Genomic DNA, 15,267 nt, shown 5'->3' with positions numbered 1-15,267 from the left:
TCTCTTTACTCAGTATGCGCGATAGAGGCAAGGCGTTCGGGTGAACTGATGACGATACGGCGGCGGTTGAGCTGAATAACATGCGTATCTCTAAGCTCACGCAATGCGCTGCTGACGGTTTCGCGATACACGCCCAGGCGTTCGGCCAACTCTTCATGTGTTAGCCCCGTGACGACGAGGCTTTCATGTTCGTGTGGATGTGCTTGTGCGATCTGGAGAAGTAAGCTTGCTAGGCGAGCGAGCACACTCTTGAAGGTTGTATCGATAAGTTGTTTCTCTATAGAGAAGAGGCGTTGTTCAAGGCTGGAGAGAAGCGCCAGGGTGATCGCAGGACGTTGGCTCAGGAGTGGCTCTAATTCAAGCTTGTTGAATGTGTAGATGCGTGAAGGGGATAAGCACTCAGCGAAGCTCTGATGGGTTTGGTTGGTTGGTTGAATAGAGAGGCCGAAACATGTTCCGCTCTCTGGGGTTACAAGAACGAGTTTGCGCCCATCTGTTGAGAGATAGTAGAGTTGCACTATGCCCTCTCTTAACATGAAAAGGGTCTTGCTTACATCGCCTGGTCGATACAAAATGTGACCAGGTGCACATGTAATCTCGGTGGACCTATGTGCTAGTACGTTGAGGTCCTCAATATTGAGGTGTTGAAACACACTATGTTGTGCTAAGAACGACAGGCGTTCTACTACTGGATTGTTCTTGTGTGGGTTTTGCTGTCTCTGCACCCGTTTCCTTTGCACGCAAACAGTTGTCTTTCTCAGAATAATCTCTCTGTAAACCAATGTTATCACATTGCGCCGCAGAAAACCTCGCCTGCTTAAAACATGGGAGAAGAGTTGGTGTTTCAGCGTGAGAGAGAGGAACATCATACACTGCTGCTTTATTATTCCCCATACCGCTGGGGTGTGTGCAGACACGTGTGGATGTTTTCGTGAAAACATAAGTCAGTGTAGTTGCATTACACAGCGGGCTCCCTTCGTCCGAAGGGAGCCCGCTGTATTGGTACTTTCGCTTTTATTGTACCATTACCTGGGTGGCGTTTGAATTTGGTGTTGGAGAAAAGTTTTCTTCCTCAAGCATATCTTCTTCCTCGTATTCAGTATTATCCTCAAGATAAGAGGCTGGCTGACCAAAGGGGCCGCTCAGCGGGATATCAGGAAGTGACTGGCTGCCGAGGAGTTGCCCCCCATACTCGTAAAGTAAATGGCCTCAGTGCGGTTGCGCGCTCGTAGTTTCTCGAAGATATTTTGTACGTGTTTGTGGACCGTCGATTCGGCTATACAAAGTTCACGGGCAATCTCGCGATTTTTGCGTCCCAGGCGCATAAGGTCGAGGATTTCGCGTTCGCGACCGGTGAGAGGTCTTGGCCTGCGTCTTGGCTTGGTACCAATAGATGGTTGCACGGTATTTCCCTGGGCGCCCTCGCTGTTCTCTTCAAGCTCATTGGGGCTCTCGGCTACTATCCTATCAGACATATTTTCCTGCATACCTTGCATACCTTGTGCCTTATTCGTGCGCCGTGTGCGACGTGGTGTGCGATAGGCCACCGTATCGGGAATAAAGCGTGCCGAGTAGAATTGCTCCTGTGTGCGCCAGACATTGCGAATATAGGCCAGGACTTGTGTTGCCAGGGCACCGGGAATGCAAAGATCGTTACGTGCGGCACAACGGACGGCGTGTATCAAGGCATCGGGCTCTATATCTTTAGTGATATAGCCCATAGCGCCTCGCTGAATGGCCTTGAACACATGTAGATCCTCATGGGCGGCAGTGAAGATAATGACGCGTGACTGAGGTGAGTGCGTCAATACCCGTTCGGTAGCATCGAAGCCATTGCAATCGGGCATATCCATATCCATTAAGATGACGTCTGGCTGCGTTTGGGCTGCTTGCTCTTCAGCCTCCTGACCAGTACCAGCCTCGCCTACCACTGTAAAGTCTCGCTCTTTTTCGAGTACCTCTCTGACGGCACGTCGCATTAAGGAGTGGTCATCGACTATGAGGATATTCACCATTTTGTTTGAAAACCCTTTCTACTTCTTCAACCCCTGTAAAAGCAATCTTAGCTGATGTGCTGCTAGCTGCTTAGTTATAAATGTGTATGGGTATATATTACACTATACTTCTCATTTCAAGAGGCAAACGGCGTTAATCCAGAAAATTCCGTATATGCACAAGATGAACACGTCGTAGTGTGGTCCTTCTTCTACGAGGGAGAAACATCAAAGGCGTCGGGCTAGGAGTGGGGAGGCGCCTCATATGTGACCAGAAGGGGTGCTGTGCTCGCACGTATGCGATAAGATGTACGCGTGAGAACTGTATCCTACCCTGCATCTATTTCCTCCACTCTTTTACACCCTTATTTTGTCCTAACCAATTATACCTTATTTGCCTCTCATATGGAAGATGATAGCCAATGAGGATACTACGTTTTATACAAGATAGGGCGGTAAAAGGTCATGGTAAGGAAGCCTCAGCCGAAAAGATTCTTGCGTCTCTAGTCTCTCTATGCTATACTTCTCAACTGGCGGGAGGCAGTATGCCCCGTTAATGTCGTGCTTTACGACTGACTGTTTCTATAAGATTACACACGCTCTCTGATCTGGCACGCCCTGGGGTCCATAAGCTTTAATTGAAATGCCTGCAAAATAAGGCTTGTGCCAATGTTTCAAGTTGGTGACTGGTTTTGTTCAGGCGAGTGAAGGCTTGGTAGTGGTAGTACCGGGTGGCCCTGTTGTCCAGGTAAAGATCGAGAGCGGAGGCTAAGGGAGGATCGATTTTTGGCTAATATCATCTCAATGAAGCAACTTCTTGAGGCCGGTGTTCACTTTGGACACCAGACGCGCCGTTGGAATCCCAAGATGCAGCAGTTCATCTTTATGGACCGCAATGGTATTCATATCATTGACCTGCAGCAGACGGTAACGCGCCTGAACGAGGCCTACAAGTTCGTCGAGCAACTTGTAGCTGACGGCGGTACCTTGCTCTTCGTCGGCACAAAGAAGCAGGCTCAAGAGGCTGTAGCCGAAGAGGCCAAGCGCTGTGGTATGTTCTACGTCAACCAGCGCTGGCTCGGTGGCATGCTCACAAACTTCCAGACCATTCAGCTTCGCATTAAGTACCTGCGCGATCTTGAGCGCCGCCGTGAAAATGGCGATTTTGAGCGCCTGCCTAAGAAAGAAGTTCAGCGCCTGACGGACGACATGGTGCGCCTTGAGCGCATTCTGGGCGGTATTAAAGATATGCGTTCGCTGCCAAGCGCGCTCTTCATCATTGATACCCGCAAGGAGCGCACGGCTGTTCTTGAGGCGCTGCGCCTGGAGATCCCAATCATCGCGCTGGCAGACACCAACTGCGATCCCGATGAGATGGATTATCCCATCCCAGCCAACGATGACGCCATTCGCGCCGTTCGCCTGCTGTGCGCCAAGATTGCTGATGCCGCAGTTGAAGGTCGCCGCCAGCTAGATGCGCTTAACAAGGACGAGGAGACCACCGAAGAAGAGACGCAGGTTGAGGAGCAGACAGTTGTCACCTCAGCTGAAGAGTCCGCTCCGGCGTCTGCTGAGGCCGAGCCTGCATCCGCAAGCTCAGAGGGTGAGTTGGTTACGAAAGAGTAACACACAAAGACTTTACAAGCGGGAGCAAGAGGCAAATCGGACCTCCTGCGCCCGCTTTTTTCCTGCTCTCCAACCTATAATAGCTTGTATGTTATTGGGTTGAGGAGCTTATACACGCTCTTTTCTCATTTGTCAAGCACTCAGAGTCCAAAAATCAAGGACAGTGGTCATTGCACTGGTAATGGCGTCTGAGTATCATACATCTACGTAATTGAGGAGAAACGAATCATGAACTACACGGCAGCGGATGTGAAGAAGTTGCGCGAGGAGACTGGCGCGACATTTGCTGACTGTAAGAATGCGCTTACGGATGCAGGTAACTGGGACGATGCCATCAAGATCCTGGATGCTAGAAGTGATCGCAAGGCTGAGAAAATGATGGCTGCCGGTCGCGAGACCAAAGAGGGTGGCGTTTTCTCATATGTGCATCACAATCATAGCATCGGCGTCTTGCTGGAACTTAACTGCAGCACCGATTTCGTCGCGCGAAGCGAGGCTTTCCGTCAGCTCGCCAGTGAACTGGCACTTCAGATCGCAGGTGTGGCACCCAAGTATGTAAATTATGAGGATGTGCCTGCCGAGGTAGTTGAGCTCAAGAAGCAGGAGATCCTGGAAGATCCGTCCATGGCTCGCGTCCCTGAGGCGAAGAAAGAGGATGTGATTGCGGGCAAGCTCAAGAAGGCTTTCTCTGAGCAGGTTCTGACAATGCAGCCCTGGGTGAAAGATGACACCATCACCATTGGCGATCTGATTCGTAAGGTTATTGCCGATACCGGTGAGAACATCATTCTGCGCCGCTTCAGCCGTTTCAAGCTTGGTGAAGACTAATTTCTTATGCGAAAACCAACGCTGCTATCGTGGCAAGTGCTAGCGCGCTCAGGTTTTCTGAAAGGAACTAAGACAGGACATCTCTTATGGCAACCGAACTGAAATATCAGCGCATTCTACTCAAGCTCAGTGGTGAAGCCCTGGGCGGTCAGGGATATGGTATTGACGCCGAGACTGTACAACGTCTTGCTGCAGAAGTCAAGCGTGTCCATGAATTGGGGGTAGAGATCGCGATGGTGATCGGCGGGGGGAACATGTGGCGTGGAGCTGATGCCGCTTCGACTGGCATCGATCGCGCTACCGCTGATTATGTCGGTATGCTGGCAACCGTTATGAACTCGCTTGTTATGCAGGATGCGACTGAAAAGCTCGGCATGACGACGCGAGTTCAGACAGCTATCGAGATGCCTCCTGTCGCGGAGCCATTTATCCGCCGCCGGGCGGTGCGTCACCTGGAGAAGGGTCGCGTCGTGATATTGGCAGCGGGGAGTGGTAACCCGTTCTTTACCACCGATACAGCTGCGGCTCTACGCGCTGTTGAACTGAATGCGCAGGTGTTGCTCAAGGCCACAAAAGTCGATGGCATTTATGATGACGATCCCGTCAAAAATCGGCATGCATGTAGATTCGATGAGATTAGCTATATGCAGGCGCTGAACATGGGATTAAAGGTGATGGATAGTACCGCTCTTTCGTTGTGCAAGGATAATCACATGCCGATTATCGTGTTCAACCTGCAACAAGAAGGGGCCCTGGAGGCCATTGTGCGCGGTGAGAAGTGTGGTACCCTGGTCACCCAGAACATACCAGAATCTGTCTAGAGATCGTGCGATATTGAACATTCTTGCACCATTCGTTTGATCGCGTTTGCATGTTGGTTGGTGTGAGACAGTGCCCAGTGAAAAGGGGTTGAAGCTATGACTGCTGATCTATTTGATGACGCTGAAAGGCGCATGAAACGCGCTGTTGACGCACTCAAGCAAGATCTGGGATCTATCCGCGCAGGTCGCGCCAGTGCCGCTCTGCTTGAGCGTATTACTGTCGATTACTACGGAACCCCAACGCCCATTAATCAAGTCGCGACCGTCGCTGTGCCTGAGGCTCGCCTTTTGGTGATCCAGCCGTGGGATAAGAAGATGGTTGCCGATATTGAGAAGGCTATTCAAAAATCTGACCTGGGTATTAATCCTAATAATGATGGCCAGGTCATTCGCCTGAATATCCCACCCATGAGCGAAGAGCGCCGTAAAGATCTTGTCAAGACGCTTCATAAGAAGATGGACGAGCATAAGGTCGCTGTTCGCAATGTGAGGCGCGATGTGCAGGATAAATTGCGTGATCGTGAAAAGAAAAAGGAAGTTTCCGAGGACGAGCTGAAACGTAGCTCGGACAAGCTACAAAAGCTCACTGATAAGTTCATCGATGAGATGGACAAAATCGGCAAAACCAAGGAACTGGAGATTCTGGAGGTCTAACGTTGACCAAGATACAAGATCTCTTATCCTCACGGAGGAAAGAGAATGTTTCGGCGCAGCCACAATCAGTCGCATCTGAGCAGTCTCGACCTCCCATTCGTCACATTGCCATCATTATGGATGGCAATGGACGTTGGGCCACTAGTCGCCATTTACCGCGCGTGGCGGGTCATAAAGCAGGCGTCTCTGCGCTTCGCCGCGTTGTCGAGTGCGCGACTGATGAGAATATTGAGATGCTCAGCGTGTATGCGTTTTCGACAGAGAACTGGAATCGCCCTCGTATAGAGGTTGATGGCCTGATGCGTCTCTTCTGGGAAACAATTCGCTCTGACCTTGAGAAACTACACCGCGATGGTGTGCGTCTGCGCCATCTTGGTCGCCTACATGATCTCTCTCCTGATATTCAACAGGCCGTGCGCGATTCCGTTGAACTGACAAAGAACAACACGCGCATCGGCTTGAATGTGTGTTTTAACTATGGTGGTCGGGCCGAAGTGGTGGATGCCGTACGCCAGATTATTGCTGACGGGCTTCAGCCCGAGGCCATTTCCGAAGAATTGATTGCTTCCTATTTATATACACGCGATCTCCCAGATCCTGATATGGTGATTCGTACAGCTGGTGAGATGCGCGTGAGCAATTTCTTACTCTGGCAGTCGGCATACAGTGAGTACTATGCGACACCAACGCTCTGGCCTGATTTTGGGCGTGAGGATCTTCTAGAGGCACTTCAAAGCTTTGCGCAACGCCAACGCAAGTTTGGAGGCATCACTCCCAAGAATGGCTAAATAAAGAGGTGTCTTCCTGTCACCATGAGTGCCGCAGGCGCGAAGAGAGAACTCAAGGATTGAGTTTTTCAATTACTGCGATCTCTCCATCTGCGCTATAACTGGCAGGCTCCGATAGTATATAATGTAGGGCGGCATATGATTACCGCCCTATTGTTTTTATCGGTTTTTATGGCTTGAGAGCTTTGGCTCTGCCTCGTAGAGGAAAGATTTTGTTTGCAAAGCGCGAATGAACATATAGAGCCTGGTGCTTCGACACCTCCTCCACAGAAAAGTAATCGCACATCGGTCGGGCAGCGCCTGCTAACCGCATTTGTTCTTATCCCTGTAGTGCTTGTTGTTGTCTGGTTTGGCGGTTGGGCATCTTTTGCCGCGACGCTGATTTTGCTCGTACTGGGGGCGTATGAGTTGCATACGATGCTCCAACGCGCAGGTTATCGACCTATGCTCTGGCTGAGTTTGGGCTGGGGCTTGCTCTTTCAAATAGCAGTACTTTTTCCCGCTCAGCGGGCTGTGCTGCTTGAAGCCGGGTTAGGCGTTGTCTTATTAGTTTCTTTTCCCGTTCTCTTCGCGCGTAAGAATCTTGATGGTTCTATCATCGATTGGGCTCTGACTCTAACGACTTCCCTCTATATTGGCGTGCCAACGAGCCTCTTACTTCTATTGCGTGGCTTTGGCGCTGGCGTTGTGCAGTTGACCCCCTCTTTGGTGGTAACCCTTCCTCATGGTGCCTGGTGGACGCTCGCCACCTTGCTAGGTGTATGGGGCTTTGATTCAGCGGCATTCTTCACGGGGCGACTAGTTGGGCGACATAAGCTGGCACCACGGATCAGTCCTGCCAAATCATGGGAGGGAGCTGCAGGAGGGCTTGTTTTTTCGATTATTGCGTCTCTGCTCTGTACCGTTCTTCCCCTGGGTTTGCCCTGGTACCTTGCTGTGTTATTAGGTATCCTGATAGGGATCGCAGCGACATTTGGTGACCTGTCTGAGTCTCTGATTAAGCGACAGATGCATGTGAAAGATAGCGGACAAATTGTACCTGGTCATGGAGGGGCACTTGATCGCATCGATAGTTTGCTCTTTGCTGTGATTGTTGTATCTATGTTTGCCTCGCTCGTTGGTGGACTCTGAAATGGTCCCCTCGTGCCACAAGACGGACAAGTAAATACAAATACGACATATTTGCACTTACTTCTTATGCGGAAACCCGAGTGCGTTTTTCTTGGTACGAATATCAACGCTGCCTTTGCGGCAGCTAGCGCTGATGCGCTCCGATATTCGTCTAAGGAATTTGTGTTGGTCGCGACCAGTGGCGCTGGTTTTTGTGTAAGATCTTACTAGCATTGAGATAGAAGGGCGGGAACGCTGGAAGGTTTTCTGGTCGTCGACGCGTTATTATATATATAGTAAGCCCATCGTCGTTGAGCAGAGAAACAGCCAGTCCCGTAAATATAGGTTGCATGAGCACATTTCCTAAACGCATCGCTTTACTTGGAAGTACTGGATCGGTGGGGAGGCAAACGCTCGATATTGTGCGCTCCTTCCCTGAACAGTTCAAGGTTGTCGCGCTGGCTGCGCGTAGCAATGTTGACTTGCTGGTGGAACAGGCGAAAGAGTTTGGCCCTGACCTGGTGGCTTGCTTTGCCGATTCGCCCGAAGTAGAGCGTAAGGCACGCGAAGCACTACCTAAAGCGCTTCTGGGTGAGCGTGGCTTGCTAGCTGTTGCGACCCATGCGGATGCTGATATCCTGGTTGCGGCGACTTCTGGTCAGGATGGTCTGCGTCCCACATTGGCAGCGATTAGCGCTGGTAAGACGATTGCGTTGGCGAATAAGGAAACTCTGGTGATGGCGGGTCACGTGGTGACCGAGGCTGCACGACGCCATGGAGTTGCGATCCTGCCAGTTGATAGTGAACATAGTGCCATCTGGCAATGTCTGCATGGTGAAGAAAACAACTCCATTCGCCGATTGATTCTTACAGCATCAGGTGGCCCATTCCGCACGACTCCTCTTGAGCAGTTGCGCGATGTCTCTGTGGAGCAGGCTATGGCCCATCCCACCTGGCGTATGGGACCAAAGATTACAATTGATAGTGCGACCCTGATGAACAAGGGATTAGAGGTCATCGAAGCGCACTGGCTTTTCGATATGCCCTATGAGCAGATTGATGTCGTGGTGCATCCTGAAAGCATCATCCATTCGATGGTTGAGTTCTGCGATGGTTCGATTAAGATGCAGGCCAGTTTACCCACCATGCATCTACCCATCTTGCATACTCTGACCTATCCTGAACGTCTGGATACTAGCGACAAGAACCTGATTAAAGAATTGAACTGGCCAACTGTTGCGCGTTTAAACTTTGAGGAACTGAATCTGGAGCGCTTCCCGTGCTTCAAATTGGCGATCGAGGCTGGTAAACGAGGAGGAACGTATCCTAGTGTTCTGGTGGGGGCTGACGAAGAAGCTGTCGCTATGTTTATGGAGGGGAAGATTCCCTATCGAGGAATTGCTGAGATTCTAGAGGCTGTTCTGGAGCGGCATGATTCAATTTCACAGCCCGATTCTGCCGCGATTGTAGGGGCTTGCGCCTGGGCAAGGAGTGAGGCGCGTGTGTGTAGCGCAAAATACCTGGGATAGTAGCCGCAAGACCAGGGATTAGCGGGCTTGCGTACATATAATGTGTTTGCTGGAGGCATTGTTGAGCAGTAAAGGATATTGTGAATGAATAATTGGTACTTACTCGCAGCTATCCCGGTTTTCGGGTTGCTTGTGCTTGTGCATGAGTTTGGACACTTTATCACTGCGCGTTGGGCGGGTATTCGAGTGGAGGAGTTTGGTATTGGTTTGCCTCCGCGTATCGTGGGTTTTCGTCGTCGACCTCAAGGGGATGGGAAGTTATGTGGTTTGGAGGTCGTTCCGAACAGCTAGAAGATACCCAGAACCCTCTCACAGGCGCGAGTGGTGGTATGAGCCGTTCTCTAGCTGGGGAGGCACAGAAGTCATCTACCATCTATTCGCTTAACCTTCTGCCCATTGGTGGCTTTGTACGTATGCCAGGTGAGGATGGTGATGCGCGAGACGAAATGGGGAACTATGATAGTGGTAGCTTCGCTGCTAAGCCTGCTGGCAAACGTATCGCGGTGCTCTGCGCGGGCGTGATAATGAATGTTCTCCTGGCGATTGTGCTTTTTACTGTCGCTTATGGGCAGGGAGAGCCAACTAACCCCGCCATAATTGCTCAGGTGACCCCGAATTCGCCTGCCTCCACTGCTGGCATGCGTGCGGACGATAAGATCTTGAGTGTTAATGGTCAGCAAGTCACACAGTTCCAGCAAGTCAAGGATATCGTCGATAAAGTCGCGGTTCAGAATAAAGGTAAACAAACTATTCCTGTCGAGCTTGTCGTACAACGAGCGGGAGTCTCGGCTCCCTTCCATATTACCGTTAATGCTCTGGTGAGCCCTCCTCCTGATAAGGGGCACTTGGGAGTCCTGGGTAAGACTGTGTACGAAAGTATCCCACTCTGGCAAGCACCTATTAAGGGATTTGCTCAGACCTTCTCAGTGACTGGTCTCTTTATCTCGACCATTGGACAGATGATTGTGGGTGCTATACAGCCTCAGATCTCTGGCCCGGTGGGTATTGTGAAGATTACCGGTGAGGTGGCTCAGACTGTACCCACAGTTGGCTGGTGGTACATCTTGAATTTAACTGCTATGCTCAGTATTAACCTGGCAATCGTGAATATACTGCCGTTCCCTGCCCTGGATGGTGGGCGTGTGGTGCTTATTCTCATCGAAATGATTCGGGGTGGTAAGCGTCTTAAGCCCGAACGCGAGGGCCTTATTAATCTTATTGGTATGGGAATCTTGCTTGCTCTGATGGTTGTCGTCACCGTAAGTGACGTCATGCATTGGGGTGGCTAATTATGGAGACGTACTCCTAACATCGTATGCGGAAACCATCCCCTATTGCAGGGGGCTGCCTGGAAGCGGCACTACCATGCCCTCACATGAGGGTGCCGCTAGTGGTGGTGCTCAGGTTTTCGGAGAGGCTTTAACTATGTCTAACAAAACTCGTCAGGTCCGCGTTGGTAATGTTCTGATTGGTGGCGGCGCTCCTGTTGCTGTACAGTCAATGACCACCACGTACACCCGTGATGTGAAGAGCACGGTAGAACAGATCAAACGCCTTGAGGATGTAGGCTGTGAGTTGGTACGTGTGGCGGTACCTGAGATGGAAGATGCCGTCGTTCTAGGTGAAATTAAGAAGCAGATCTCTATTCCGCTGGTGGCGGATATTCACTATAATCCTAATTTGGCTTTGGAGGCTATACGCCAGGGAATCGACAAAGTGCGTATTAATCCCGGTAACTTGCTCAATGGCCGTGAGTCGCTGGTGCAGATTGCACGCGCCGCCAAGGAGCGAGATATCGCCATGCGTATAGGCGTTAATTCTGGCTCTATAGATGCGCTAGATAAGCAGGCACAGATGCAGCGTATCCAGGTGCGCCTACGAGCGGACGGTACGCTAGAGCGTTCTGACCCTGCCGAGGCGCGTCGTCGGGAGCGTGAGCACCTGGCCGAGCGGATGGTGAGCAAAGCGCTGGAGTATATTAGCTGGTGTGAAGAGATCGATTTCCACAATATCATTGTCTCGCTTAAGTCTTCTACTGTGTTGACCGCCGTTGAGGCGTATCGCCGTTTCTCCGAACGCTCTGATTATCCAATCCACCTGGGCATTACCGAGGCGGGTACATTGGTAACAGGTGCGGTCAAATCGTCGGTGGGAATGGGCCTCTTGCTGGCGGATGGTATTGGCGATACGATGCGTGTGAGCTTGAGCGCGGAGCCAGAAGAAGAAATTCCCGTGGCGTATGAGATCCTCAAGTCGCTTGAGCTACGCAACCGGGGTGTAACTTTCGTTTCCTGCCCCTCATGTGGTCGCGTGGAGATCGACGTAATTAGTGTCGCTAACGAGGTCGAGAAGCGTTTGACCAAGGTTCAGACGCCGATCCAGGTCGCTGTCATGGGCTGTGTCGTGAATGGCCCTGGCGAGTCACGTGACGCGGATGTGGGTCTGGCAGGTGGTAAAGGTAAGGGCGTAATCTTCCGTAAGGGCCAGGTGGTCAAGACTGTACCTGAGGATCAGTTCCTTGATGCGGTCCTGAAGGAGGTTGCTAGCCTGCTTCCTGAGGCTGAGGCCAAACTCGTCTATCCCGAAGGTGGTATTAAAGATATCGCGGGCACCCATCGTACGCGCGATGAGGGCATGAATCTGCCTATTTTGCCCGGCACGCGGGGTTAATACGAGGCAAAGAGAAGAGAAACCAGAAGACAGGGATTATGCTCTAATTATTGGAGCGTAGTCCCTGTCTTTTCTATGTGGGAATGAAGACAAAAAGAGAAGCGGCTTCATTCAAAGCCGCTTCTCAAGCTTAATGGGCGATACAGAACTCGAATCTGTGACCTCCACGATGTCAACGTGGCGCTCTAACCAACTGAGCTAATCGCCCTCTCGACGTAGAGAATAATACCATTGCGTCCTTACTTTGTCAATAGGTTTGGGAGGCTCTTTTTCGCGTTGGGAAAATTGTACCTGATCTGTGGGGAGAGCAATTTATGCCGCTGTCTAGTGACGGGGGAAAGAGGATGTAATGCTCGCTCGGATGGGCTCGCTGATGAGTAAAAGGGTCCTGATGGAGTACGCATTCCCTTGTAGCCCTATAGAGACGATGTTATAATTCTAAATGTTCGTTCGAGGCACAAAACCTGTAAGACTCAGGTCACATACAAAAACTAAAGCTCCATATAGGAACTTACTCCTTATCCGAAAACTTGAGCGCGCTGTGCCCCTGCATGGGGTCAGCGCTAGCCGCGATCAGCGGTGTCTGTTTGCGAATAAGACCTTACTTCCGAAGAAAACAATCATGAATAGGGATCTAACTATTTTTCTTCGGTAAAGAAGCAAGGATTGATGTTATATTTTGTGCTTGCTGGAAGGGACTCCTGGTATGCGTCCTGGAATACATTGGCTTATCGCGTCACATCATCAGCGCGTCGTACGTAGTTGCAGCCTTCTACTCATTCTAGCTGTAGTGATTGTGGAGTTTCTGCCGTGGAGCGCTTCGGCAAGCTATGCTATGGCGCAACAACATACAGTTGCGACAGTTGATCAGAACTGTCAGCAGGTGGGTTTCTCTCCAAATGGAAATCCGTATCCGATTTGCCCTGGTCCCTTCCCGACGGGTGGCAACTGTACCTGGTGGGCCTGGGAACAGTGGCACTTGCTAGGATATGACTTGCCACGAAACTGGGGAAATGCCGCCGCGTGGGCGGTGGATGCGGTGCGTGCTGGCTTCTCAGTGGGAACGGTACCACGTCTGGGAGCGATTGCTGTCTTCCCAGTAGGGGATGGTGTTTGGGCCTATGGTGCGGAGGGGCATGTTGCCTTTGTTACCTCAGTAGGCAGTGATGGTCAGACTTTCAATGTCACATATCAGAATTTTGGTGATGCCACACGCATGTATGTGGGGGATAGTTATAATGCATCCTACATCAATCAGGCGCGCTTCCAGAAAGGGCAGTTACGCTTTATCTATTTCCCTCGCTCTATCGATCCGCGGCGCTTTACTAACCTCACTGGTACCTCATCGACCTCGTCGGATCAAATAACGCAGGCTAACAATGAACTTACCACCAGCACATCTAGTTCAACGACATATACGGATAGCCACCTCGCTCTAGGGTTGTCAGCTACTTCGTCAGATCAAGAGTTTAACGCTGATTTTACTGGGATGGGACATAGTGACCTCTTGCTCTATGATCGCGAAGAGGGCGTACTTCAGATAATGCAACTCTCAAAGCAGGCGCGACCACAGGGGACCTTTGTAGCCAATCCTGGAGATGATCCTCAGCAAAGCACACGCTTAACCCAGGATGCGCCCACGTTGGTCAGCCTGGGTGACTCTATTGTGCCTTCGGGAAAGTGGGGATCCTCGCTCGATATTCATGTAGGGGATTTCGATGGCTCGGGGACGTCCGATATTTTGCTCTATAATCGTGATACAGGCAAGATTCATCTTATTAGCTTGACCTCGGATCTCACGATCAAGAAACATGTCGTGCTGGATGGCGAGGGGCCGGGATGGGAACTTTATGTTGGGCGTTTCGACGGACATCGTAGCTCGGTTATGATGTATAATCGCTTCGCCAACCCCGCCGCTTACGACCCTGGCACTAGTACGTCCATTAGCGATAATGATAACAATAACAGTGACAATAACGGCACTGATACACCAACGCCGACGCCAACAAGAACTACAACCCCAACGCCAACCAAAACAGCGACACCAACGCCAACCCCAACAAAGACGGTGACGCCGACTCCCGCTCCAACCAAAACGGCGACGCCGACCCCGACGCCAACAGTGACGCCAACTCCCACTCCGACTGAAACGGCGACGCCGACCCCGACTCCTACTAGTACCAGTACGCCAAGTCCGACGCCAACGCAAACGGTGTCACCAACTCCAACTCCAACAGTCGCACCTGCACCGACGCCAACATCGACGAGCACGACCACATCCCAGCCTACCCAGACAAATAGTGCCGTCGTGAGCAAGACCAGCACTGTTTCTCAGCAGACAAATACGACACTTACTGATAGCAACTCGAATGGCGATTTAAGTGGTGTGAGCCTAGCGGATTGGGAGATCCAGGGGAAAACTGCCAATGTGATTCTGCTTGATTTCGATTCGCGTTTTCATGTCAGGCATCGTCAGGTGTATACGCTGTGGCATGCGAGTTGGGAAGTGTATGTAGGACGCTTTGTCAATACCCTTCAGGACGGTATATTCCTGTATAATCGCCTCGAAGGAACAGGGCGGATGTTAGGTTTGAATAGCTCACTCAAGGTAACAGAACAGCAAGATATTAATGATCTTGCTGGCAATTGGATGGTCTATAGCGGCGATTTTAACTCCTCGGGACGTGCGCAGTTGCTGCTCTATGATCCAGGGGTAGGAGAGGCTCAGATTCTAACTTTTAAGTCCAATCTTGCGGTTGCAGATACAAAAGAGTATTCCGATTGGGGGCAAAACCTGATCCCATATGTGGGTCATTTTGGCACCTCCTCAACTGGCATCATGCTTTATAATCAAGAGGAGGCGTTGAGCACTTTCTTGCTTTTCGATAACACGCTTCAGGTCGTGCATCAATACACCGCGAAGAGTTGGGATAAGCGCTGGCAGATTCTTGTTGGCTCCTTTATGGACCGCTCTGCTTGCCAGGACCAGGGGGAGTGTGGAAGCGGCGATGATATTCTGGTTCTGAACCGAGAAACGGGTCAGCTTCAGCAGTATATCTTCTCCTTTGGGCGTGCCTTTGAGGTTTACGATAATCGTGCTCGTGCTTTCGAGCGCCAGGGCGTGAAATCAACCTCGGGCGAATATATCAGCGCTCGGGATACGACGACCTTCACGCTCGCTTCAACGCTTATGACCGACATTCACAATCAGGAATTGTATTAAGAGTTTCTGCGAAAACCAATGCCA

14 protein-coding genes and 1 tRNA gene are annotated in these 15,267 nt (G+C 51.0%); 11 read left to right on the top strand and 4 right to left on the bottom strand.

The window, feature by feature from the left end; translation table 11 throughout:
* Nucleotides 1-5: 5 nt before the first annotated feature.
* Together K3T82_RS06070 and K3T82_RS06065 are read right to left on the bottom strand one after the other, a co-directional pair.
* Nucleotides 6-725 carry a Crp/Fnr family transcriptional regulator gene (locus K3T82_RS06070; protein WP_220192589.1) on the bottom strand — a complete coding sequence of 240 codons (720 nt, stop codon included), beginning with the start codon at nucleotides 723-725 and terminating at the stop codon, nucleotides 6-8.
* Nucleotides 726-1,142: 417 nt separating this feature from the next.
* Nucleotides 1,143-2,015 carry a response regulator transcription factor gene (locus tag K3T82_RS06065; protein ID WP_220192588.1) on the bottom strand — a complete coding sequence of 291 codons (873 nt, stop codon included), beginning with the start codon at nucleotides 2,013-2,015 and terminating at the stop codon, nucleotides 1,143-1,145.
* A gap of 783 nt (nucleotides 2,016-2,798) precedes the next feature.
* Between K3T82_RS06065 and rpsB the strand changes: the two genes are divergently transcribed.
* The 6 genes from rpsB (at nucleotide 2,799) to K3T82_RS06035 (ending at nucleotide 7,842) form a co-directional block, all read left to right on the top strand.
* On the top strand, nucleotides 2,799-3,620 hold the full coding sequence (gene rpsB / locus K3T82_RS06060; RefSeq protein ID WP_420799292.1) for a 30S ribosomal protein S2: 822 nt from the start codon (nucleotides 2,799-2,801) through the stop codon (nucleotides 3,618-3,620).
* Nucleotides 3,621-3,848: 228 nt separating this feature from the next.
* Nucleotides 3,849-4,448, top strand: coding sequence for an elongation factor Ts (gene tsf, locus K3T82_RS06055; protein WP_220192586.1), 600 nt, complete (start codon nucleotides 3,849-3,851; stop codon nucleotides 4,446-4,448).
* A gap of 86 nt (nucleotides 4,449-4,534) precedes the next feature.
* Nucleotides 4,535-5,269 carry a UMP kinase gene (gene pyrH, locus K3T82_RS06050; RefSeq protein ID WP_220192585.1) on the top strand — a complete coding sequence of 245 codons (735 nt, stop codon included), beginning with the start codon at nucleotides 4,535-4,537 and terminating at the stop codon, nucleotides 5,267-5,269.
* A 96-nt stretch (nucleotides 5,270-5,365) separates the two neighbouring features.
* Nucleotides 5,366-5,923 (top strand): ribosome recycling factor, encoded by a 558-nt coding sequence (gene frr / locus K3T82_RS06045; RefSeq protein ID WP_220192584.1) that lies wholly within the window; start codon nucleotides 5,366-5,368, stop codon nucleotides 5,921-5,923.
* 2 nt (nucleotides 5,924-5,925) lie between these two features.
* Nucleotides 5,926-6,711 carry a polyprenyl diphosphate synthase gene (gene uppS, locus K3T82_RS06040; RefSeq protein ID WP_220192583.1) on the top strand — a complete coding sequence of 262 codons (786 nt, stop codon included), beginning with the start codon at nucleotides 5,926-5,928 and terminating at the stop codon, nucleotides 6,709-6,711.
* Between the two features lie 216 nt (nucleotides 6,712-6,927).
* On the top strand, nucleotides 6,928-7,842 hold the full coding sequence (locus K3T82_RS06035; protein WP_220192582.1) for a phosphatidate cytidylyltransferase: 915 nt from the start codon (nucleotides 6,928-6,930) through the stop codon (nucleotides 7,840-7,842).
* Nucleotides 7,843-7,993: 151 nt separating this feature from the next.
* On the opposite strand, the gene K3T82_RS06030 is transcribed toward K3T82_RS06035, so the two are convergent.
* The gene (locus K3T82_RS06030) at nucleotides 7,994-8,173 is read right to left on the bottom strand and encodes a hypothetical protein (protein ID WP_220192581.1); all 180 of its coding nucleotides are present in this window, start codon (nucleotides 8,171-8,173) and stop codon (nucleotides 7,994-7,996) included.
* Here K3T82_RS06030 and K3T82_RS06025 point away from each other — a divergent pair.
* From K3T82_RS06025 to ispG, 4 genes are all read left to right on the top strand, one after another.
* Complete coding sequence (locus K3T82_RS06025) at nucleotides 8,172-9,350, top strand: 1-deoxy-D-xylulose-5-phosphate reductoisomerase (RefSeq protein WP_220192580.1); 1,179 nt, start codon at nucleotides 8,172-8,174, stop codon at nucleotides 9,348-9,350. The genes K3T82_RS06030 and K3T82_RS06025 overlap by 2 nt on opposite strands.
* An 84-nt stretch (nucleotides 9,351-9,434) precedes the next feature.
* Nucleotides 9,435-9,641, top strand: a complete 207-nt coding sequence (locus K3T82_RS06020; protein WP_220192579.1) for a site-2 protease family protein — start codon at nucleotides 9,435-9,437, stop codon at nucleotides 9,639-9,641.
* Nucleotides 9,611-10,639 (top strand): M50 family metallopeptidase, encoded by a 1,029-nt coding sequence (locus K3T82_RS06015; protein ID WP_220192578.1) that lies wholly within the window; start codon nucleotides 9,611-9,613, stop codon nucleotides 10,637-10,639. Before K3T82_RS06020 ends, K3T82_RS06015 begins: the two co-directional genes overlap by 31 nt.
* A 136-nt stretch (nucleotides 10,640-10,775) precedes the next feature.
* Nucleotides 10,776-12,020 (top strand): flavodoxin-dependent (E)-4-hydroxy-3-methylbut-2-enyl-diphosphate synthase, encoded by a 1,245-nt coding sequence (gene ispG, locus K3T82_RS06010; RefSeq protein ID WP_220192577.1) that lies wholly within the window; start codon nucleotides 10,776-10,778, stop codon nucleotides 12,018-12,020.
* 134 nt (nucleotides 12,021-12,154) lie between these two features.
* Here ispG and K3T82_RS06005 read toward each other — a convergent pair.
* Nucleotides 12,155-12,228, bottom strand: a tRNA-Val gene (locus K3T82_RS06005).
* 498 nt (nucleotides 12,229-12,726) lie between these two features.
* Here K3T82_RS06005 and K3T82_RS06000 point away from each other — a divergent pair.
* Entirely contained in the window at nucleotides 12,727-15,243 is a 2,517-nt protein-coding gene (locus tag K3T82_RS06000) for a CHAP domain-containing protein (protein ID WP_220192576.1), read from the top strand.
* Nucleotides 15,244-15,267: the final 24 nt, after the last annotated feature.

The organism is Ktedonospora formicarum (assembly GCF_016587355.1).
Classification (GTDB): Bacteria; Chloroflexota; Ktedonobacteria; order Ktedonobacterales; family Ktedonobacteraceae; genus Ktedonobacter; species Ktedonobacter formicarum.
The sequence above is the reverse complement of the archived record's forward strand: the minus strand, read 5'-3'. Positions and strand labels throughout refer to the sequence as shown.